This is a genomic window from Parashewanella sp. 2304DJ23-3, from assembly GCF_056591695.1.
The window spans coordinates 55843-77324 of the sequence record NZ_JBWQOH010000003.1; the positions used below are offsets into that span (position 1 = coordinate 55843).

Below are 21482 nucleotides of genomic sequence, written 5' to 3' on the forward strand. Positions count from 1 at the left end.
ATGGATACTAAGAAAATCGTATGGAGTGAGGGAATGTTTTTATGTCCTCAGCATTTCCAGCAACAAGAGCGTTACTTAGAAAATTATATCCGTGAATTTGCTTTCCAAGTGGCACCTAATTGTTTTGGGTTGTCTTTGCTTGAGCTTGATATGGCACTGTTAAATATTGGCAAGATAGGCGTTCGAACTGCGAAGGGTATCTTTCCTGATGGCACTCCATTCACGATCAGACAGAGTCTAGTATTAGAGATCCCCGAGGGTACGGTAAATAAACGCGTATATTTGGCACTCCCCATTGCACGCTCTGGTGTCATTAATGTTGGTGAAGATGAACGAGTTAGGTATTCGATGCTAGAGCATCAGGTTTTTGATACCAGCCGTGAACAAAGCGATGCTTTGCAAATCGAAGTGGCTGAACCTAATGTTATGTTAAAACTCGAAGGTGATGAGCTCCAAGACTATACGCTAATTCCAATCGCATATATTGCTGATTTTAAGCCTGAGGGTGGCATTTCATTAAATCAGGCCTTTGTTCCTCTGTGTCTGCAATTTGGGGTATCTTCTTATCTTAAAGATAACGTACAAGATATCTATTCGCAGATGTTGTATCGAGCCAAGACGATTTCAACTCGATTACAGGCCGAAAAAGGCAGTAAAAGCTATCAGACCTTAATGCGAGATTATTTATGGCTACAAGCATTGGGTGGTTGGCTGCCAAAGTTCAAGCAGATTTGTGATGACCAATTGATGTTCACGCGGCATTTATACCTTGAATGTTTGTCGGTAGTAGGTCAAATGTATGGGCTCGAAGGTAAAATGCCGAAAGAGTTCCCTGCTTGGAATCAACATGATTTATTCGGTATTTTTTCTTCAATCTTTTCAGAATTATTAACTCTGCTTAGAGAGATTCAAATTGAAAATGTTCATACACTGAAGTGGGATCAGAGCTTATTCAAGTCAAGACGCCTACTGAGAACCATTGTTCAAGACAGAAGCTTTTTCAATGAAGGTCAATTTGTGCTCGTAGTGACATCTGATATTGGTTCATCAAAACTCAGTTCAGAGTTTCAAAAGGCAGCAAAACTGGCAGGAAATAGTGCTATTGCTGACTTGGTGAGAAATGCGATTTCAGGGGTACCTTTGCGGAACTTACCTTATGCACCATCTGAACTCAAGTCTAGAACCGATGCGGCTTATTTTGAAGTCGATACACAATCAGAACTATGGGTTTCGATGATAAAGAAAGATGAGCCAATCGCTCTGCATATTGATGAGCGCATTGAGAATGTCAATGTTGAATTCCATGTGATCAGGTAAAGCTTATGAATGGCATCTTTAACGAAGAGTCTACTGTAGTCGTTCGTAGAGCGGCGGCAGTAAAAGTTGAAAAATCGTCGACGCAAAGCGAATTAACCGTCGACCTGGAAGGTTCTGATACCTTAATCAATAACCTGGTTATCTATGGCAGTCCACTGCTCAATGCAGCGTCTGATTTATTAGGTATTTTGGTAACTATACCTAGGCAATCAGAACCAGAAAATGTCGATAGGTTTAGGCAAAACCTGTTAGAAGGTATCGCCCGTTTTAGACAAAACGGCATTCATTTAGAATACCATCCGAGTATCATTGAAAAAAGTTGTTTTATATTGTGTGCCGCTTTCGATGAAGCGATTTTGTACACTCATTGGGGAGAAAAAGTACGTTGGGAGAATCACTCTTTATTGAGCAAGTTGTTCTCTGAACGTAACGGTGGTGAAGTATTTTTTAAAATCCTTGATAAGGCTTGTCAGCAGCCCAATAAACTGGTGGATTTTATTGAACTTCAATATCTTATGTTAGTGCTTGGCTTCCAAGGTCGATATCGAGACCATGATGAAAGTCTACTGCATGAAATAAAATCGGATGTTTACAACATCGTCAGTGATTATCGTTTTGAAAGTAATTTACCTATCCCTAAAACCCCTGATTTACCAGAAAGCAAAACACCAATGCAAATGATCAGCTTGAAGAAGCTCGCAATTTTTATGGTGTTGTTCGTCGTGCTCGGCTACACAGCATCAGAATATATGTATTTTGATCGTAGCAGACAAGTTATCGATGAAGTACATGCTATAGAAATGTCAGGTATGAAAGTGGCTAATGGTGAGAATGCACGTTCAAATTCAAGTACTGATGTTATATCTGACGATTCAGCATTCTCGTTGGGTAAAGACACTGAAAATTTGATGAGAAATGTACACTGGGAAATTTTACTAGGCATATTTTCTAATTACTCAGATGCTTCCAGGCTAGTTAATTTATTAAAAAATGCAGGCTATAAAATTCACACTCGAGAAACAGAGAACGGTATTGAGATTGTCAGTAAGTCAGACCCTGACTTGTCTGAAGTAAGAAAACTAAAAAACGAAATCAATATTCAATACGGTTTAAATGCTACTGTGAGAAAGGCTAAGTAATCCATGTTAAAAAAACTGATCGTTGTCTTTATTGCCATCATTCTTGTTTCGATGTGTGCTGTGTCATGGCTATTCATCGAAAAAGAAAGCAGCATATATTGGCTGAATTACGTGACAACCTTGCTAGCTATTATTTGGCTTATTGCTACTTGCTACTGGTTTTATCGTTTAAATTCCACGAAAGCTGATTTAAAGAAAAAAGAAGAGGATTTACTGCACAAGCAAGATGTTAAAGCGATTAATCATGTTTTCCAACTTGCTGTGAAACAAATCAAAGGTAAAGGCACAACCAAAATTAAAAGCCTTTATGAAATGCCTTGGTACATCGTACTTGGTGGAGATAAAGATGCAAAAAGCTCATTATTGCAACAAAATGGCCTAGAGCCACTTTCTGATAAGGCTTATCAGGATGAGTATGGTAATCAGTTCTTGCGCTTTTGGTCGAACGATCACCTTGTTGCTATTGAAGTTTCTAGTCGAGTATTCGATAACGAACAGTTAGACAGTATTCTCTGGGACGCCATTGCACAGCAGGTTCTCAAGTACCGCCCACGACAAGGTATTAATGGTGTTCTTTCGATCATTGGTTGTGATCGCCTATTGACGAGCGATAGAAAACTTAGGCAAAAAATGAGCAGCACGATTCAAGAGGCTGTACTCAACTTAGGGCATACATTACGTCTTTCTATTCCTGTATACAGTGTATTTTCTAAAGCTGATACGATCGCTGATTTTGTTGAATTTTTTAATTATTACTCCGTAACTGATGTTGATAACCCTTTTGGTGTCACTTTTGATTGTGAGCAATCAAAGAGATTTGACTTGTATCAATTTGATATACAGGTTGATGTGATTTTAAGAGCACTCGCAGAGCAGCAACATCAATTACTCCGCAATATCAGTAAAGAACAAGCTGAGTCTGTTGTTGCCTTACCTTATCAATTAAGAATTTTCTTTAAATTTGCCAGTGAGTTATTAAGTGATATCGGGCGTGAGAACCGAGTAAGAGAGGCCGTTTGGATAAGAGGTTTTTACTTGTTGTCTTGTGGCCAAAAAGGACAAGAGTTTGACCTGCTTTCTCAAGCAGTTTCAGAGCGAATGGAATTTACAACCAATCATACGCTTGAAAAATTACCCGGGCGTAGAAACTTCTTCTGCTCAAAAATATTCAGTAGTGTGATACTGCCAGAAAAAGACATACTTGGTGTAAATGAATTAAGAAACAGTCTTTATATATTTGGAAGGGTTGCGCTATTCACCACGCTCGGCCTTGCTTTTATATCCTCAGCTGTTGGCTTGAAGAATAATTGGTCCAAAGATGAATCATGGCGTTCAGCTGCAATTTCAGAGCTTAGATTGTATGATCATGACATTCGCTCATACAAAAAATCTCCAGAGGACTTATCTTCTTTAATCGAAATAATCAATGAAATAAGAATGATTGCTGAGCAGGGGGTTTCTCCAGAACCTTGGTATAAAAAGGTGAGCTCAATGCAGGATTACACTGCAGATAAAATATACCTGTCGTATCAAGAGCAGTTAAAGAAATACTTGATGCCAATTTTAGAAAGGTTGGTGAGAAAAGATCTTGCGGCACAAGTGAACTTAGAAAAGCCAACTAAGACATTTGAAATTCTTCGCTACTATCAGATGTTATTTGATAAGACGAAATTGAATATCGATGAATTGCAGCCATTTTTATTGGATGAAATTCGTCAAGGTAAAGAATTATCCTCCCATGATATAGATGTATTATCAGTACTTATCGAAGATTTGTTTGCTAGCGAGTATGAAAGTTCTCTCGATGCTGATCATCAGTTAATTGCTAATGCAAGTAGTAGCTTAGAAGGGCTATCCCCTGAACGACTGATATACGATCAAATTAAAAATGAGCCAGGTAATACTAGCAACGTTGATATCAGACGACAGTTGGGTGAAAACTTTAATTCTTTCTTCAAGTTTTCTGACGATTTCCATGGTTATTTGATTCCAGAGATGTTTACAAAGCAAGGGTATGGGCAAATAGATATTTCGGCTAAATCTAAAATGCTGAGACGCCAATTGTCACAATTCGAATTAATTTTAAATGATCATAGCGGTGTATCGCTGGCTGAATTAAGTGATTTAAGTAAAAAAGTTCAAAAACTGTACTTTGCTGATTACATCGGTTATTGGAAAAACTTGCTTCAAAATATCCATGTAAAGCAATTAAACAGTACAGAAAAGCTCACTTTAGCATTGCACACCGCTCGTGAGCCTGTAACTAGCCCAATACTCGATGTTTTAAGTGCAGTGGTCGTGAACACAACATTGGCTGTAGAAGAACAACCAAACACAAAAGAAAACAAACGTATTGCGAGTCAACTTGGTCTGACAAAAGCGGCTAAGGTGCTTCGAAAAGCAGATCGAATTAATCGTGCTGTTGGAAGCAAATTATTAGATATTCAACCATCATTCGTGGTCAATAAAGCGTTTAAGGAATATGCAGATTTCATGGACTCGTCTGTAAATTCAAGGCAAGGCATGGCAGCTGCTGACGTTATCTCTGGCATTGATGCTTTGAATACTTATTTGGATGTTGCATTTTCTGGTCCTAGCCCTTCACAAAAAATGCACGAGTATTCACTTGCTCATGCTAATGGTAGCCAAGACCCAATATCTGATTTGGAACAGACGGCTTCTAAAGCGCCAAACCAAGTCAATATATGGATTAAGAGTTTAGCGCATCAAGCATGGAAACAGGTTCTGACTCATAGTGCGACTTATATTGACCAAAAATGGAATGATCAAGTCTTTCAACAATACAGCCAACGAATCAACAACCGCTTCCCATTTAACTTAAGCGGTCGTGCAGAAGTTTCTTTGGATGACTTTACTGAATTCTTCAAACCGGAAGGCATTGTTGATCAATTTGAGGATGAATATTTAAAACCATTCATCTATTGGGATAATAATAAGGTCAAATTAAAACAAATTGATGGGATTACGATACCAATTAATCGTTCTGCATTTATCGCAATGCAGAAAACAAGAGCGTTAAGCCGTTTGTTCTTCGGTGTGTCAGGTCAAGAGGCTTCTTTGAAGTTTAGTTTAAAAGCTAATTCTATGAGTACTGATGTGACTCGATTCCAGATCAGAGCAGATAATAATGTATTCAGTTATGAGCATGGTCCAAGGGTATTCACCGAGATTGATTGGCCGCAGGTGAATTTAAATGGTTACTTAAGTACCGATTTTTATCGTGGTAAAAATCAAGTTGAAACTAAATCTTACCAAGGTCAGTGGGCATTTTTCCGAGCACTATTTAAAGATAAGTCATTGGCGACATCAGCGAGAACTGTTCGCAAAGTGGTGTATAAGCTTAATGATCAATACATCACGCTTGACTATACATTGAGAAATTCTAATTCAACAATATCGAGCGATGTGTTTACCAACTTCTCTATGCCAAAACACATCTATAACTTACAAACTCGATGACAAATATGAGCTATGAGGTTAAGCGGCATCAATTGATAATTGATGCCTCTTCTAATGTTTGCGTTAAATACTTTGATGATAAAGTTTATCTAGAAACCGAGTTTGAGGCGCTAAGGGCGTGCAGGTGTGATTGGGTTCAAGAAGTCCTTGCATTTAACGTTGAACAAAAGTGGCTTCAACTTTCTTTTTATGAAAATTCAATTCCATTGAATAAATTTGATGCAGAGAAGCAAGCTATTTTTGTTCAGGTGTTGCCTCATTTAATCAGCGTTGTGCAACATTGCCATGACTGTGGTTGGATACATGGAGATCTAAAACCTTCTAATATCCTTTACCTCCCAATGCAGAAATCAATTAAACTGATCGACTTCGGCGCAAGTCAACGAATTGGTGTTTCCCGTAAGTCCCTCGATGAGTGGCAATGTACGCCACTTTTTGCTTCTGATGAAGTCTTAAATGGGATTGGGGTATGCAAGCCAAATGATGACTGGTATGCCATTGTTCGATTGATCAATCAGTTTTTAGACAGTAAACCTAAGTTTATTCTCGCTTTTAAAGCTAAGATGTATAAGTATCTGATTAAACGAAAAATGGTATAAAATTGCATTCTTTTCATTTTCTATCTAAGACGGGCCTTCAAAAATGCTAAATCGCGTCTGGTGGTATCTTTTTATTGTTTCATTCTTATCAATCATATACCGAATGTACTCAGGTGATGCTCATGTATTAACTGAATCAGTGAGGTACCTTTTCGATAATGCTAAATTAGCTGCGACAATTTCTATCGGATTAGTAGGTGTGTTAACCCTATGGATGGGGGTGATTCGAGTAGGGGAAAAAGCAGGCTTAATTCGTTTGATTGCAAAAATCACTGAACCATTGTTATCCCGTTTAATGCCGGAAATTCCAAAGGGACATCCAGCCTTTGGTAGTGTCACCATGAATTTAACCGCAAATGTACTTGGATTAGATAATGCAGCTACACCGCTCGGTTTAAAAGCAATGCAAGATCTACAGTCTATTAATCCAAATAAGACTGTTGCGAGTAATGCTCAGATTTTATTTTTGGTGCTCAATACTTCTTCAGTAACGTTAATCCCTGTTACTGTCTTTTTATACCGAGCCCAACAAGGTGCAGCGGAACCTGCGGACGTCTTCTTACCATTGTTACTTGCGACCAGTGCCTCGACGATAGGCGGATTAATTTGTGTTGCGATTGTTCAACGAATTTCATTATTCAATACAGTCTTACTGGGTTACAGCGCACTACTCATTGGTGGTTTAATTGCGCTGATTGCTTACCTGATGACATTAACTGCTGGCGAAGTCGGAACAGTATCAACGCTATTAGGCAATGGCATATTATTGAGTTTGATATTCAGTTTTGTGCTTGTTGCTGGCTATAGAGGTGTTGCGGTTTATGATGAGTTCGTAGAAGGTGCAAAAGACGGATTCAATCAAGCTGTCAGGCTTATTCCTTACCTCAGTGCAATGTTGATTGCCATTGGTTTGTTAAGAGGCTCTGGTGCAATGGATGTCTTGCTTAATTCTATCGAGTCAGCGGTTAAATACTTTGGCTTTGATACTCGTTTTGTTGACGCATTACCTACGGCAATAATGAAACCCTTCAGTGGATCTGGTGCGAGAGCACTTATGTTAGAAACCATGGAGCATGATGGCGTCGATTCATTTGCAGGTCGTCTTTCGGCGATCATCAATGGCAGTACAGAAACGACATTTTATGTCTTAGCCGTATATTTTGGCAGTGTAGGTATTAAGAATGGCCGTCATGCACTGAGCTGCGGCCTGTTTGCTGATTTTTGTGGAATCATTGCTGCAATTGGAATTTGCTATTGGTTCTATGGTTGATCGTCTTCTTCGGGTTTATCTAATTTTGATTTCGTAGTAGGTGGCTTAAATTGAGGTAATTTAAACTTTGCACTGTACTTTAATACTGCCAAGTTGCTTAAAATAACCCCGATCACCAAAATGATGATTAGCCATATTTCTAAAGTAGACATAAGCTTTCCTAGCAAGGGTTTAATCTTAGATTAAACCCTACATGAAACAATTTATTAATCAACAGATAAACGCTGTTCGCATTTCTTCACATCTTCTGGAGTATCGACTTCTTGAGAGTTAAATGCACTTATTGCAATTTTAATCTTATGACCATGCTCAAGTGCACGTAATTGCTCAAGACACTCTAGCTGCTCAAGTGTGCCATGAGGAAGTTTGGCAAACTCTTGAATAAATCTACTGGTATATGCGTACATACCGATATGTTTATACGCTGGGTAATCTTTTGTATCACGACCAAAAGGAATGCGTGCGCGTGAGAAATAAAGTGCATGATGGTCATTATCAAATACCACTTTTACTTGCATAGGGTCGTCAATATCACTGGCTTTAGTGATTTGGTAAGCAAGCGTAGCCATTTCAAATTCATTAGGGTGCTTCTCAAAGAGATTAATGAGTTGCTCAATTGATATTGGGTCGACTAATGGTTGATCACCTTGAAGGTTGATGATCACTTCATTGTCAGGTAATCCTAACGCTGAAATAGCTTCATTGATTCTGTCTGTGCCTGTTGCAGCATCAGGAGATGTCATCACAACGTTGCCACCAAAAGATTCGACAACGGATTTGATGCGTTGATCATCAGTTGCAACAAATATATTGCTAACACCTTTTGCAAGTGATGCTCGTTCGTATACATGCTGGATCATTGGCTTACCTGCTATTTGTGCTAGAGGTTTGCCTGGAAAACGTGTTGAGCCGTAACGTGCAGGGATAATCAATGTGTAACTCATCAAAAAACCTTAGAAAAAGAAATACAAGAAGTTCTATGAAGTGAATGATAACAGCTCCAAAGGAAGGAATTAAATGGAGCCGTTAAAATAATTGGAAATTTTGAATGGTTAGACTATTTTTTCCACATTGTTCGATCGACGGTTACATCGAGATCGTTCAATAAACCATTATCAATACCGTAAATCCAACCATGAATTGCGACATCTTGGCCACGCTTCCATGCTTGTTGAACAATAGTTGATGTTGCCACATTGCCGACTTGTTCAATAACGTTCAGTTCGCACAAACGATTAAACTTGTCTGCTTCGCTTAATTTCTCAAGTTCAGCGGAATGTTTGTTGTATGTAATTCGAATATGATCAAGCCAATGATCAATCAAACCAAATCGTTCACTGTCTGACATTGAAGCTTTTACACCACCACAGCCATAATGGCCCACAACCATAATGTGTTTTACTTTTAGTACTTCAACGGCATATTGAATCACTGAAAGACAGTTAATGTCTGTTTGAACGACTTGGTTAGCAATGTTTCTATGAACAAAAACTTCACCCGGCATAACATCAATGATTTGATTTGATGGAACACGGCTATCAGAGCAACCAATCCATAAATATTCAGGTGTTTGTTGTTTAGCGAGCTGCTCGAAGAAATCTGGTGTTTCTTCTGTAATACGCTTTGCCCACTCTCGGTTATTGTCAAAAAGAGGTTTTAGTAGTTTCATAGATTAGGGTACTTGCTTAACGTTATAGAAATTATATCAACTTCTCAAAGAGATGTGGTCTGCGGAGGCAACTCTATAAAAATACTCCGTCACAATGTCTTCTAGTTGGAGATCAACTTCATTAAAAAGTTCTATTTGTTGTTTAGTAATGATTCTACGTAATTCTTGTGTATCGAACAACGCCATATATTGTAAGGATTTAGGGGCAAAGCTTATGTGCCAGGGCTCAGGGCTCACGCCACTTTTGCCTTGCTGATACGGACGATAAAAACCGTATTTATTTGCAGTTTTGTCTAACCAGAGTGATAGCGCTTCACACGGTCCACCAACTTGGTACTCCTGCGGGATAAGCTGAATATCTTTTTTCGCTATAAAGCGTGGATCAAATACGTCAATATCAGTTCCCCAATGGTGACGAGATGTTCCCGGTAAAGCTGACCATGTTAAGATTGTACGAACAAGTTCTGCAGCAGATAAGGTCAATATATCAATGGGTTCTGAGGCCTTGTTAAGCACTTTTCGTTTGCCGCTTGCTTTGTTATTCCAAATTGCAGCTTGTGCTTCAAAACTTCGATAACTTGAACAGACAGCAATGGCTATACCGTCTTGTTCAGCATGTTTAACTAACCTACTAAAAGCTTTAGCTGTTTCAGGTTCAAACAAAAATCCATCAAGATCAGTTAAGTGACTTGAATCTAGACCATAAATGAAATGGTTGCTTACTGCTTGTGAGTGCATAGTAAGTTTTCCAATATTTGCTCATAGCAATGAGTAAGTATTACGAGATCATCCACGTTTACACATTCATTCACTTTATGAATCGTGGCGTTGACTGGGCCAAGTTCAATTACTTCTGCTCCAGTGGGTGCGATAAATCGACCATCTGAAGTACCACCGGAAGTTAACAGTTGCGTTTCGTAACCAGTAACATCAATTATCGCTTTTTTCGTGGCTTCAACTAAATCACCATGGTCAGTTAAAAATGGTAAACCATTAAATATCCAACTGATTTCATATTGTAATTCATGAGAATCGAGTATTTTCAGAACTCGCTCTATTAGCTGCTCAGCAGTGACTTCTGTTGAATATCGGAAGTTAAACATAATGTCTACACTTCCAGGAACCACGTTTGATGCACCAGTCCCGCCATTAATATTGGCAATTTGAAAGCTTGTTGGTGGAAAAAAATCGTTGCCGTTATCCCATTGCGCCTGTGAAAGCTCAGTAAGAGCTGGCGTAGCTTTATGAATAGGGTTTACTGCAAGGTGAGGGTAAGCAACGTGCCCTTGAATGCCTTTGACCGTGAGATTGCCAGTTAAGCTGCCACGGCGCCCATTTTTAACTACGTCACCCAATTTCGTTGTAGAAGACGGCTCGCCAACAAGTGCCCATGTGATCTTTTCATTACGAGCTTCGAGTGTATCGATAACGCGAGTCGTCCCATTAATGAAAGGGCCTTCCTCGTCACTGGTGATTAAGAACGCAATGGAGCCTTGATGGTCCGGGTGCTTTTCAATAAAGGCTTCTACTGCAATAAGCATTGCAGCCAAAGAGCCTTTCATGTCTGCTGCGCCTCGTCCATAAAGCATGTTGTCAATCATTGTTGGCTTAAATGGTGGTGTATCCCAATTTGAAACATCACCTGTTGGAACAACATCTGTATGGCCTGCAAAACAAAATACAGGCCCTTCTGTACCACGACGAGCCCACATGTTGGTTGTGTCTTCAAACACCATCGATTCGATGGTGAACCCAAGTTTTTCGAGACGAGTTGCCATCAGTTGCTGGCACCCCTCATCAAGCGGCGTTACTGACGGTCTTGAGATAAGTTCTTTGGTTAAGTTAACTACTTCATGTGTCATGAGTTAAATATCTCTTGGTATTGTTCTATCTTATAACCAACATGCACTTGATCGTTTAATACAAGAATAGGGCGCTTGATTAAAGTAGGGTATTCAAGCATTAAATTTATTGCTTTTGCTTCATCAATATCTGTTTTTTCAGCATCTGATAAATTTCTAAAGCTGGTACTGCGCTTGTTAAAAATGGTTTCCCACTTTTGTTTGCTTACCCAAAACAATAATTGTTCTTTTTCTAAAGGGGTTTCACGAAAATCGGAAAATTCAAAATTAACTTCATTTTGTTCTAACCATTTTTTTGCTTTGCGCACAGTATCGCAGTTTTTAATACCAAATAGGGTTGTATCAGACATTTCTATTATTCTTTTATGGAAGCAGAGATAAGCGATAATAGCATGATGAAATTAATTATTTCACCATGCTTGAGAGGACTTTATAACGTTACGTTGAATATAACGTCAGATTGAGCGATTACAGTGCCATCAAACTTTTTGATGATCTTAATGTCTTCCATGTTGGCGAGCACGACAGGTGTTAGAATACTGTCGACTTGGGTTTGAATAAAATTCAAATCAAAAGAGACGATTGGATCTCCTGCTTTAACTTTTTCGCCTTCCTCAGCAATGCGTTTAAAGCCATTACCTTGGAGTTCAACGGTACCAATTCCAAAATGGACAAAGAGTTCTAAACCATCTTCAGATTCAATACTGAATGCGTGGTTAGTTTCAAATATTTTCCCAATTACACCATCAACTGGTGCATAAAGTGTATCGCCGTTAGGTAAGATTGCGATACCGTCGCCAACAATTTTTTCTGCAAACACTACATCAGGCACCTGCTCAATGTCGACAATTTGACCAGAAACAGGTGCGTAAATATTGATACCTGGATCGGTAGTTTTTTGCTTTTTGAATAGCCCTGAGATTTTTTTGAGTAATCCCATAATGACCTCTACTTTTATAATTATTGTTATTTAGTCTTAAGAACTGAGTTCTGAAATACGTTTTGCTTGTAAGGCCTTTTGTGCAATGAGCTTAAACTCTGCAAGCTGACCATTACAAATAAGTGATTTAACTTCCAGTACATTTGAGATATTAACACTCAGCTCTTTTAATCCCAAGCCTAAGAGAATTGGAACCGCATTCAGATCACTTGCTAACTCTCCGCATAATGATACCTTTACGTCATGAAGCTTAGCTTGATCGATCGCAATTTTAATCAACTTTAACACCGAGGGGGAGAGTGAGGGATAAGTGCAAGTCAGTTCTAAATTACCTCTATCTGCCGCCATGATATATTGAGTTAAATCATTGGTTCCAATACTAACGAAATCTACTAAGGGCAGAAGTGAATCAATATTCAATATCGACGCAGGGGTCTCCAACATAATTCCTATTTTAGGCTGTTTATATTCAATACCTTGCTCTGAAAGCTCATTTTTACATGACTCTATGATGACTAAAATGTCCTCTAACTCTTCGACTTGGTTTACCATTGGAAACATTAATCGAACAGAACCGTGATTTGCAGATCTTAATGCGGCTTTCAATTGTGGCTTGAAATATTGCTGATGTTTTAAAGAAAATCGACAGCCACGAATGCCAAGCGCAGGGTTTTCTTCAGCGGCTTGACGATAAAATGCAACGTCTTTGTCAGCTCCGATATCGAGAGTTCTAATTGTGAGTGGAAGTCCTGATAATTGGTGCAACGCATCACAGTAATGTTGGAACTGAGTATTTTCACATGGATACTCTGTAGAATTGAGCAGCATGAACTCTGTTCGCAATAATCCAATGCCATCAGAGCCTAGATCTGACATTCGAGTAATTTCACTCAATGAACCAGCATTCGCATAAATGGTGATATCTTCGCCATCGACGGTTACAGCTTTTCTCTTTTTATAAGTTGCGAGTCGCTCTTGCTGTTTATGTTCTTCATCTGCAACCAGCTTGATCTCGTTTAAATCATCCCTTGACGGTGATTTATAAAGGAGACCGTTAATGGCATCAACAGCAATTTGTTGCCCATTATCAATACGTAACCCAGTGTAATCGCAATTCAAAAGTGCTGGAATTCCAGCGGCTCTTGCAAGAATTGCGGTGTGACTCGTTACCCCGCCAGTCTGTAATACAATTGCTTTGACATGTTCAAAAGGTAACATGGCAAATTCGGCTGGCGTGATGTCGTGGGCAAGAATAATACTTGGCTCGAAAATAAAACTCATATCCCAAGCTAGAGTGCCATTGATTGTGGCGATAAGCCGTTTAGACAAAGCCCTTATATCATTAGCTCTGCTCGAAATGCTTGGATCTGGAATCAATTCAACTTCAGTAGCTTGCTGCTCGAAAACGCGGCTTACAGCCATTGAAGCCGTGTATCTTCGATCTTTTACTTCATTAATGAGTGCTTCACTAAGTTCATCATCATTTAGTAATAGAATATCTGCTTCGATGAGGTGATAGTTTTCACTGTCTTCAGGTAACTTTATTTGTCCACCAACAAGTAGCTCTGTCAATTCTGAAATTGCAGCGCTAATTTTCTCTTGTTGCTCTTTAATATCTGCTAGATTGATGGTTCTAAAATCAACCGATGCGTCTTGCTCAATAACATGTACAGCCTGTCCAATGGCAATCCCGGTTGAAACTACTACACCTGAAACAGTCATCTAATTTCCCAATTAACTTAGTGTTGCTAATAGTTTTGATACACTTTCGACAGCTTCTTCAGCTCGTTCTCCAGTGGCAATAACCTTCACTTGAACGCCTTTGTATAAGCCTAGTGTTTGAAGTTTAAATAAACTTTTTGCACTAGCTTGCTTGCCATTGCATTCAACGATGACATCGCAGTCGTAGGTTTTAGCTGTCTTTACCAATAATGCAGCTGGTCGGGTATGAATTCCATGTTCAGCTGTAATGGTGATTTGTTTTTCGTACATTTTTTTCACTGAGGTACTTTCTGTTGTTATTATTATCCCACCAAAGGCGCTTATATTCCAAAATTATTAATTTATATCATTTTGGCAACTAACTGCTTAAAATCCAATCTAAAAATAGATTTTATACTTTGCTTTTTGTTAATTTTAAGCACACTATTAAGTAACTCCTTTGTAACTTAAATATAAAGGCCGTAATTACTTAAGAGTATATTTTATGGTTAGTAATAAAATAATTAAGTCTGATGATATTCTTCTAAAGCTCTGTAAATCTGTCTCTGGTGTGCTTTCTTCGGCAACAAATAGTCATATAACTCACTCTGACATGATACAAAGCATTACTAAAACCCGCTTGAAGCCTGATCTTGGTTGTTTCTCTATCTTTGATGGTGGATTCTCTGGGTTAGTCATTATTAATTTTTCTGCTGAGTCTGCGATGGATATATATCGTAGATACATGATCAGCATGGGTATTGATGAGTCTGAATTAGCCGTTCTTCATACCTCCGATGAAGTTGGAAATGTGATGGGCGAGCTAATGAATCAAATGCTTGGTGACTTTATTAATAAAGTGTCCAAGGAACTTCAGACATCGATAAAACAAAGCCAACCTAAAATGCTTAATGTTAATCGTGACCTAACCATTTCTATTGATGCTAACTTAGATGCACCTCAAGCTAGACGAGTTTCGTTCAAGACTGAAGAAAATCATGTGTTTTATCTTGAATTCGCTATGGATAAGACGACCTTCATACAGCTTGATGAGTTTGAAATGGATGAAGATATTGATCCTGAAAAGTTGATTGAAATTCATGGTATTGATTTGCCGCGTCAGCATCAGAAAAAGCCCGATGCTACGACAACATCTTCACACGACGATTTGTTAGACGAATTAGGTTTATAAGTAACCAACAAAGGCGAGAGTTTATTCCTCGCCTTTTCAATGAGCTTAGTGAGGACCGATTTCAATAATTGCACCAGATTTTGGGCTGAATAACTGTTGATATAAGCGTCCCGCAAAATCGTCCGTCATTCCTGAAATATAGTCAGATATTACTCGCATTCCACAACCATGCTTTTCTATGCAGGCTTTCCATTTTTCTTGTGTACTGTACGGTAACAGTCGCTCGGGATCAGAAGCAATTGCCTCAAATAATTCCATTACTATTTGTTGCCCCTTAAATTCGAGCATTTGAATTTCAGGACGTCTGATCACCCATTTATACACAAGCTGTTTTAAAGCGTTCAACATCTGATAGTAATCAGGCTGCATCACAGCATTGTGTTTCAGTAGTGGTTCACAGAAGTTATCGTCAATTTCGATATCAATACTTGTTACCAGACTATTAACCAAAGTACCTATCGCATTTTTTCTAACATGATGTTCAGTTGCAAAGAGTTTCTCTGACAAATTAAGAATCTCTGATTGTATCCATTGATTGTCTAGGTTCGATATGGTTTGTTTTACGCTTTCATTCCAATGCTCTGGTTTGACGATGCCCATAACGATAGCATCTTCTAAGTCATGTACGGCGTAAGCGATATCATCGGCCAGCTCCATTACGGAACAATCTAAAGATTTATACTGTGTTCTTCGGTGATGCTGCCCCTCAATTACTATTGGCGTTAGGAATCGTTCTCTATCTTCATGTGATAAAGGAGATAAAACCCAATCGAGCGTTGCTCTGTCGTGATGATAGATCCCTTTTACAACCGGCCAATCAATGGGTTTTAATTGACGGTAATTTATAACTTCTTCAAGGTGATATTGTTGGAATAAAGTATGATATGCGGCTGGGTATTTCAACACGCCTAGCAATGTACGCCTTGTAAGGTTCATTCCATAATCAGGTGTATAAGGCTCTAAACATGTGAGAATTCTAAATGTTTGCCCGTTTCCCTCAAATCCGCCGTAGTTACGCATCATGTAATTTAATGCGGTTTCACCACCATGACCGAATGGAGGGTGACCGATATCATGGGATAGACATAAAGCTTCCATTAAACTATCTGAGCAAAGCAAGTTACCTAAATCTGGGTATTTATCTTTTAATTGTGAAATGATACCTGTACCGATTTGTGAAACTTCAAGGGAGTGCGTAAGTCTTGTTCGGTAAAAGTCATTCATTCCAATCCCAAGTACTTGTGTTTTCGCTTGGAGTCTTCTGAATGCGGCAGAATGCAATATTCTTGCTCGATCCCTTTGGTAAGGTGTTCTGTGGTCTTTTCTACGTTTATTCTCTTCGGTGAAGCGCCGATGTTCCCAATAGTTCTGCGTCATAAATGTCCTTAAAGAGAAATTGCTCCTTAATGTTTCGTTACTAATAAGGAGCGATTAACAAAATCATACTTGCTGACAGTCATTATATGCTGTCATCAAAGCTGTTAAAACATGACTACGGGTAATGATACCAATCACCTGGCCATCTTCATTGATTACAGGGTAGTTCTTAGGTTTTGCACCCAGCATCATTTCGGCAAGATTTAATAGTGAAGTATTTGCATTAACAGTTAGTGTGTCATGTCTCATTACATCAGATACTCTAAGATTAGAATCGCAATGGTAGCTGGCATGTAATAATGGCTTTAATAATTCATGCTCTGACAGATAACCCACTGGTTTCTTATTTTCATCAAGTACTGGTGCGCTGATGAGGCTATAGTCTTTTAGTTTTAATATGGCTTCTGTGATTTCAGTTTCCGCATGAATCGTAGGGAAGGTTGGTTGCATGTAGTCTTGGACAATAAGTTCTTTCATTATTCTTCTCCTTTATTTTCTTTCCACAGTTTTAGTATGGTAGAAAACGAGAAACTTGAACAACGGTAAAAAGCGATTACTCAAATCGATTTTTACCATATAGAGAAATCGATATAAAATCACACACTCAATTTAGTTAAAACCTAGACTCAATTTTTGATAAAAGTAATGGCAGAGATTTAGTTAAATCATTCTCCTTAGGATTTCCGAGCCGTTTTTGATATCAACTTTCACTGCCACGGAATCCTTTGAAGATTTCATTTTATATTGATTAAACTATAATTCAATTGTCCGTTTACTCTATTCAGCTTCGAATATCTTATTTAATTTATCTGCGAGCCTAACCCCTGCTTGCTTCATTCTTAGCTCAACTTCATCTCTGTGTTTATAGATGTATCCATAACCTAACTGAGCGACATTGTTTTCGTCAATTTTATAATCGTAAATAGTGTCTCTTAGCTTGATGGATTCGTCTGCCCAATCAGAATAGGTGCCTCTAGCCCATTGCTGTTTTTCATGAACGGATATTGGCATGAATTCTACATATTCTTTGTAACTTAGCTGCTGATGCTCGATGATTAACGTATCCCAAACATGATGAAAGTTATACTTTTTCTCACCAAACCAGCTCACTTTGATAGTACCGCCGCCACGGTCGTGCTTATGGCTCACATGGAGTGGTTGATGTAAATCACCGACAAGATGAGTGATAAATGCCAATGCTTGCCAGCGTTTTTCATCGGACAAGGATTTATCTGCTAATTGCTTTTCAAATCGCTCTAGAGCTTCAAGGATATCGCCTTTTGGGTTTCTAGATATATTGTCCCACTGTCCTGGTTTTTCGGCATTTATGTAATGCCATGGATTTGCATGTCGCCAGTTCTCATCCGACTTTATTTCATCAGACCAAGTCGATAAACGGGCGAGTGGCACTCCTTTTGTGAGCTGTAACAACTGTGCCTTTGCCTGTGGGCTTAAATTCAGTTGCGCTATGTGCGCAACGATCCGATGTCCATTTCTCCCAAAAGCTTCAGCTTTATTCGTCATTGAACAAACGGTTGCGGTACAAATAAGTGCAAGAACAACTTTTTTCATTTTTATCATCCATTTATCACGTTATCCCTATCTTGATGGATGATGGTTACATAAATGTTACTTGTTTGACAAATTGTCACAAATTTGAAACTTTATGTTGGTTTAATTCTGGCGGTTTTATAAAGAATGATTTTAAGCATGGAAGTTTTTTAACGTCTTTAATCACAACTAAAGGAAAAAATGATGATTAATCATCGTCTATCACTACTATCTAGTGCATTGGTGATTGCATTAGGATTAAGCGCTCCAACTTTTGCTGATGACACGTCTTCAGCAGTAAAAGGCGAGATAGTTGGCCCTAAAGGAAATCCTGCAGCAGGGACAACGGTAACTCTCATTCACGAACCATCTGGTACAACAAAAACTGTAGCTGTAAATAATGCAGGTTTCTTTTCAGCGAAAGGTCTTCGCGTTGGAGGCCCATACACTATCAAAGTCAATTCCAGTAAATTTCAAAATCGCTTAATTAAAGACGTTTACTTGAAACTTGGTGAGCCTCTAGATCTTAATTTCAGTTTATCTAGTGACAACATTGAAACGATGCAAGTCACAGGTTCTCGTTTAACGGCTCAAGAGTTCGGGTATGTTAGCCCTGGTTCTAACTTTAATATTGCAGATATTGATACTGCTGCATCTGCTGATCGCGATATTAAAGATGTTATTCGAGTTGATCCACGCATTAATATTGAAGAAGCGAATGGTGAAGAAGCCATAATTTGTGCAGGTAGTAACCCAAGATACAGTAGTTTGACTGTAGATGGGGTCAGAATGAACGATAGCTTTGGTCTGAATAGTAACGGCTATCCTACCGTTAGAATGCCATTTTCATTTAGTTCTTTAGACCAAATTCAAGTAGAAATTGCGCCATTTAATGTTCAAGCCGGCGGCTTTACAGGTTGTAATATTAATGCCGTAACAAAATCTGGAACCAATGAAATTCACGGAAGTGTGTTCTTTGACTATTCAAGCGATTCACTTCGTGGCGATAAGTTAAAGGGTGAACATGAAGATACAGGCGACTACTCAGAGAAACGTTATGGCTTTGATATTGGCTTGCCAATCATTGAAGACAAATTATTTTTATTTGCAGATTATGAAAAGTTGGAAGGCGCACAAATACTCCAGTATGACGCTCTTGGCAATCAAATATCACAAGCTGAGCTAGATCGCGCTATTCAAATTGCGCAAAATGTTTATGGTTATGACGCTGGTGGTACACCAGGTTCTATGCCAGTTGACGATGAAAAAATTCTTGTCAAACTTGACTGGAATATTAACGAAAATCATCGTGCATCATTAATTTATAATTACAATGATGGTTTTAAAATCTCACAATCTGACAATCGCAATAATACTGTTACGTTATCGAATCACTTCTACGAAGTTGGGGCAAAACTCAATTCGATTGTAGGGTCTCTGTATTCAGATTGGAGTGATAATTTTTCGACTGAGCTTCGTCTTGGTCAAATAAAGTTAGATAACCGTCAACGTTCACTGGATGCTGCTAGTGGTTTTGGTGAAATCCAAATTGAGCGAGTCAATGGTGCAAGCATCTATATCGGTCCAGATGATTCTAGACAGTCGAATGACTTAAACTGGGAAAGCCAAACACTTAAGCTAACAGGTACCTACACCTTAGATAATCATACAATCACAGGTGGATATGAATATGAAAACTTGAGTGTTTTCAATTTATTCATGCAACATACTATTGGTGAATATCGCTTTAATGGACTAGATGACTTTGAAGCTGGGCTTGCGGACGATATCTATTACAATAACTCAGCGGGAACTAATAACCCGAATGATGCTGCAGCAAACTTTGAATATGCAACTCATGCTGCCTACATTCAGGATGAATACACCTTTGATGATGTCGACTTAACCTTATTATTTGGTTTACGTTATGATTGGTATACCAGCTCTGATAAGCCGCGTTACAACAAAGTGTTCCATGATAGTTATGGTTTCCGTAATGACGAAACTTTAGATGGTAAAGACTTATTGCAACCTCGTTTAGGGTTTAACTGGCGCATTCAAGATAACTTAGAGCTTCGCGGTGGTGTAGGCCTATATTCTGGCGGTAATCCAAATGTATGGATTTCTAATTCATATTCGAATGATGGTATTACCAATATTGATACATACCGTAGAGATTTTCAGCTGTTAAACCCTGATGGAACACCTATCGCTGATTTGTTTAGTGGAGAAGGTCGTCCAATTTATGATCCTTTGCAAGATCAAGTAGACGAAGTAGCAAGAAATAACCCGAGTTTGGGTAATGAGCCGTCAGTAAACGCTATAGCTTCTGATTTTGAAATTCCATCAGAATGGAAGTATAACCTAGGCTTTACCTATACCACTGAGAATGAGTATATCATTCAAGGTGATGTCTTATATTCTCAGAAACAGGACAGCGCAATTATTCATGCTGCGTCATGGGATTCTGCTAGTCGAGCAGAATTATTTGATGGACGTGCCGTTTATGATTATGCAACCGTTGGTCAAGACGCTGGTGGAGACGTTAAGCGTAACTTCCGTAAGAGTGACTTTGTGTTAACTAATGCAAAAGAAGATGGCAAATCAACGACCATTTCTTTTGCTGTTAAGAAAGAGTATGACTTTGGTTTAGACGCATCGTTTGGCTACGCCTTCAATAGATCTGAAGATGTATCACCAATGACGAGTGCTGTGTCGTATTCCAACTTTAATAACTTCGCAACTATTGATGCACAAGATCCAGGTTTAGCGACATCAAATTATGAAACGCCACATCGTTTTACGTTGAACTTACGCTATTCAGTAGAATTTGTTGATGGTTATGAAACAGGCTTTACGCTGTTTGGTTCTCGTACTAAAGGACGTCCACTATCTTATACATTTGATGGGTTAAGTGTTGGAGCGACTGAGTATAGAAGTCGTAGACACCTGCTTTATATCCCGACGGTGGATGATCCGAATGTCATTTACGGAGCAGACTTTAATCAAGACGCATTTAATGAGTTTGTTGAAGATAATGACCTTACTCGAGGAAAAATCGTAGATCGTAACTCTGATAATTCATCTTGGCACACTCGCTTTGACTTCAGGATTGATCAGGAGCTACCTGGATTCCATGAAGATCATCAAACAAATGCTTATCTTGTGATTAAAAACCTAGGTAATTTAATTAATGATGATTGGGGAGTGAAGAGAATTGGTAACTTTACAGCTCAAAATGTGGTTTCTGCATCGATTGAAGATGGTAAATATGTTTTTGATAAGTTTATACCAGATAATGTTTCGCAATCTAATCACTTAGCTCAATCACTATGGGAAATTCGTGTTGGTGTTAACTATAAGTTCTAATTACTTGTAGATTAAT

General features: G+C 38.7%; 18 protein-coding genes and 1 pseudogene. 7 read left to right on the plus strand and 12 right to left on the minus strand.

Features of this window, described 5'->3' with window-relative positions:
• From tssK to AC1EU2_RS08255, 5 genes are read left to right on the plus strand one after another with little or no spacing between them, the layout of a single operon-like run.
• Nucleotides 1–1317, plus strand: coding sequence for a type VI secretion system baseplate subunit TssK (tssK, locus tag AC1EU2_RS08235; RefSeq protein ID WP_480297717.1), 1317 nt, complete (start codon nucleotides 1–3; stop codon nucleotides 1315–1317).
• A gap of 5 nt (nucleotides 1318–1322) precedes the next feature.
• Nucleotides 1323–2456 carry a type IVB secretion system protein IcmH/DotU gene (gene icmH, locus AC1EU2_RS08240; RefSeq protein WP_480297718.1) on the plus strand — a complete coding sequence of 378 codons (1134 nt, stop codon included), beginning with the start codon at nucleotides 1323–1325 and terminating at the stop codon, nucleotides 2454–2456.
• A 3-nt stretch (nucleotides 2457–2459) separates the two neighbouring features.
• On the plus strand, nucleotides 2460–5936 hold the full coding sequence (gene tssM, locus AC1EU2_RS08245; protein ID WP_480297719.1) for a type VI secretion system membrane subunit TssM: 3477 nt from the start codon (nucleotides 2460–2462) through the stop codon (nucleotides 5934–5936).
• 5 nt (nucleotides 5937–5941) lie between these two features.
• A complete protein-coding gene (locus AC1EU2_RS08250; protein ID WP_480297721.1) occupies nucleotides 5942–6535 on the plus strand; it encodes a protein kinase domain-containing protein in 594 nt (197 codons plus the stop codon).
• Nucleotides 6536–6578: 43 nt separating this feature from the next.
• Nucleotides 6579–7805 (plus strand): nucleoside recognition domain-containing protein, encoded by a 1227-nt coding sequence (locus AC1EU2_RS08255; protein WP_480297722.1) that lies wholly within the window; start codon nucleotides 6579–6581, stop codon nucleotides 7803–7805.
• 47 nt (nucleotides 7806–7852) lie between these two features.
• Here the strand turns inward: AC1EU2_RS08255 and AC1EU2_RS08260 are convergent.
• The 9 genes and pseudogenes from AC1EU2_RS08260 to AC1EU2_RS08300 form a co-directional block, all read right to left on the minus strand.
• Nucleotides 7853–7957: pseudogene (locus AC1EU2_RS08260) on the minus strand (DUF2897 family protein); the annotation flags it as partial.
• A 54-nt stretch (nucleotides 7958–8011) separates the two neighbouring features.
• A complete protein-coding gene (kdsB, locus tag AC1EU2_RS08265; RefSeq protein ID WP_129947497.1) occupies nucleotides 8012–8749 on the minus strand; it encodes a 3-deoxy-manno-octulosonate cytidylyltransferase in 738 nt (245 codons plus the stop codon).
• A gap of 113 nt (nucleotides 8750–8862) precedes the next feature.
• A complete protein-coding gene (can, locus tag AC1EU2_RS08270; RefSeq protein WP_480297724.1) occupies nucleotides 8863–9474 on the minus strand; it encodes a carbonate dehydratase in 612 nt (203 codons plus the stop codon).
• Nucleotides 9475–9510: 36 nt separating this feature from the next.
• A complete protein-coding gene (locus AC1EU2_RS08275) occupies nucleotides 9511–10212 on the minus strand; it encodes a M15 family metallopeptidase (RefSeq protein ID WP_480297725.1) in 702 nt (233 codons plus the stop codon).
• The gene (gene dapE, locus AC1EU2_RS08280; RefSeq protein WP_480297727.1) at nucleotides 10194–11336 is read right to left on the minus strand and encodes a succinyl-diaminopimelate desuccinylase; all 1143 of its coding nucleotides are present in this window, start codon (nucleotides 11334–11336) and stop codon (nucleotides 10194–10196) included. The genes AC1EU2_RS08275 and dapE overlap by 19 nt, the downstream gene beginning before the upstream one ends.
• Nucleotides 11333–11686 (minus strand): arsenate reductase, encoded by a 354-nt coding sequence (locus tag AC1EU2_RS08285; protein ID WP_480297729.1) that lies wholly within the window; start codon nucleotides 11684–11686, stop codon nucleotides 11333–11335. The genes dapE and AC1EU2_RS08285 overlap by 4 nt, the downstream gene beginning before the upstream one ends.
• Nucleotides 11687–11766: 80 nt before the next feature.
• Entirely contained in the window at nucleotides 11767–12276 is a 510-nt protein-coding gene (crr, locus tag AC1EU2_RS08290; RefSeq protein ID WP_480297731.1) for a PTS glucose transporter subunit IIA, read from the minus strand.
• 36 nt (nucleotides 12277–12312) lie between these two features.
• A complete protein-coding gene (ptsP, locus tag AC1EU2_RS08295) occupies nucleotides 12313–13998 on the minus strand; it encodes a phosphoenolpyruvate--protein phosphotransferase (RefSeq protein WP_480297732.1) in 1686 nt (561 codons plus the stop codon).
• A 12-nt stretch (nucleotides 13999–14010) separates the two neighbouring features.
• Nucleotides 14011–14268: an HPr family phosphocarrier protein gene (locus AC1EU2_RS08300; protein ID WP_129947504.1), complete on the minus strand. Its 258-nt coding sequence runs from the start codon at nucleotides 14266–14268 to the stop codon at nucleotides 14011–14013.
• Between the two features lie 214 nt (nucleotides 14269–14482).
• Between AC1EU2_RS08300 and AC1EU2_RS08305 the strand changes: the two genes are divergently transcribed.
• Nucleotides 14483–15169: a DUF3334 family protein gene (locus AC1EU2_RS08305; RefSeq protein ID WP_480297734.1), complete on the plus strand. Its 687-nt coding sequence runs from the start codon at nucleotides 14483–14485 to the stop codon at nucleotides 15167–15169.
• A 45-nt stretch (nucleotides 15170–15214) separates the two neighbouring features.
• Here the strand turns inward: AC1EU2_RS08305 and AC1EU2_RS08310 are convergent, their stop codons facing one another.
• The 3 genes from AC1EU2_RS08310 to AC1EU2_RS08320 form a co-directional block, all read right to left on the minus strand.
• Nucleotides 15215–16546, minus strand: coding sequence for an anti-phage deoxyguanosine triphosphatase (locus AC1EU2_RS08310; RefSeq protein ID WP_480297735.1), 1332 nt, complete (start codon nucleotides 16544–16546; stop codon nucleotides 15215–15217).
• 63 nt (nucleotides 16547–16609) lie between these two features.
• Entirely contained in the window at nucleotides 16610–17023 is a 414-nt protein-coding gene (locus tag AC1EU2_RS08315; protein WP_480297736.1) for a CBS domain-containing protein, read from the minus strand.
• 300 nt (nucleotides 17024–17323) lie between these two features.
• Nucleotides 17324–18118 carry a S1/P1 nuclease gene (locus AC1EU2_RS08320; RefSeq protein ID WP_480297737.1) on the minus strand — a complete coding sequence of 265 codons (795 nt, stop codon included), beginning with the start codon at nucleotides 18116–18118 and terminating at the stop codon, nucleotides 17324–17326.
• Between the two features lie 183 nt (nucleotides 18119–18301).
• Between AC1EU2_RS08320 and AC1EU2_RS08325 the strand changes: the two genes are divergently transcribed.
• The gene (locus tag AC1EU2_RS08325) at nucleotides 18302–21466 is read left to right on the plus strand and encodes a TonB-dependent receptor (protein WP_480297738.1); all 3165 of its coding nucleotides are present in this window, start codon (nucleotides 18302–18304) and stop codon (nucleotides 21464–21466) included.
• Nucleotides 21467–21482 lie beyond the last annotated feature (16 nt).

Bases quoted from the DNA above. Each gene is read 5' to 3' on its own strand.
- tssK (WP_480297717.1), top strand. From the start codon at position 1: ATGGATACTAAGAAAATCGTATGGAGTGAGGGAATGTTTTTATGTCCT.
- icmH (WP_480297718.1), top strand. From the start codon at position 1,323: ATGAATGGCATCTTTAACGAAGAGTCTACTGTAGTCGTTCGTAGAGCG.
- tssM (WP_480297719.1), top strand. From the start codon at position 2,460: ATGTTAAAAAAACTGATCGTTGTCTTTATTGCCATCATTCTTGTTTCG.
- AC1EU2_RS08250 (WP_480297721.1), top strand. From the start codon at position 5,942: ATGAGCTATGAGGTTAAGCGGCATCAATTGATAATTGATGCCTCTTCT.
- AC1EU2_RS08255 (WP_480297722.1), top strand. From the start codon at position 6,579: ATGCTAAATCGCGTCTGGTGGTATCTTTTTATTGTTTCATTCTTATCA.
- kdsB (WP_129947497.1), bottom strand. From the start codon at position 8,749: ATGAGTTACACATTGATTATCCCTGCACGTTACGGCTCAACACGTTTT.
- can (WP_480297724.1), bottom strand. From the start codon at position 9,474: ATGAAACTACTAAAACCTCTTTTTGACAATAACCGAGAGTGGGCAAAG.
- AC1EU2_RS08275 (WP_480297725.1), bottom strand. From the start codon at position 10,212: ATGCACTCACAAGCAGTAAGCAACCATTTCATTTATGGTCTAGATTCA.
- dapE (WP_480297727.1), bottom strand. From the start codon at position 11,336: ATGACACATGAAGTAGTTAACTTAACCAAAGAACTTATCTCAAGACCG.
- AC1EU2_RS08285 (WP_480297729.1), bottom strand. From the start codon at position 11,686: ATGTCTGATACAACCCTATTTGGTATTAAAAACTGCGATACTGTGCGC.
- crr (WP_480297731.1), bottom strand. From the start codon at position 12,276: ATGGGATTACTCAAAAAAATCTCAGGGCTATTCAAAAAGCAAAAAACT.
- ptsP (WP_480297732.1), bottom strand. From the start codon at position 13,998: ATGACTGTTTCAGGTGTAGTAGTTTCAACCGGGATTGCCATTGGACAG.
- AC1EU2_RS08300 (WP_129947504.1), bottom strand. From the start codon at position 14,268: ATGTACGAAAAACAAATCACCATTACAGCTGAACATGGAATTCATACC.
- AC1EU2_RS08305 (WP_480297734.1), top strand. From the start codon at position 14,483: ATGGTTAGTAATAAAATAATTAAGTCTGATGATATTCTTCTAAAGCTC.
- AC1EU2_RS08310 (WP_480297735.1), bottom strand. From the start codon at position 16,546: ATGACGCAGAACTATTGGGAACATCGGCGCTTCACCGAAGAGAATAAA.
- AC1EU2_RS08315 (WP_480297736.1), bottom strand. From the start codon at position 17,023: ATGAAAGAACTTATTGTCCAAGACTACATGCAACCAACCTTCCCTACG.
- AC1EU2_RS08320 (WP_480297737.1), bottom strand. From the start codon at position 18,118: ATGAAAAAAGTTGTTCTTGCACTTATTTGTACCGCAACCGTTTGTTCA.
- AC1EU2_RS08325 (WP_480297738.1), top strand. From the start codon at position 18,302: ATGATTAATCATCGTCTATCACTACTATCTAGTGCATTGGTGATTGCA.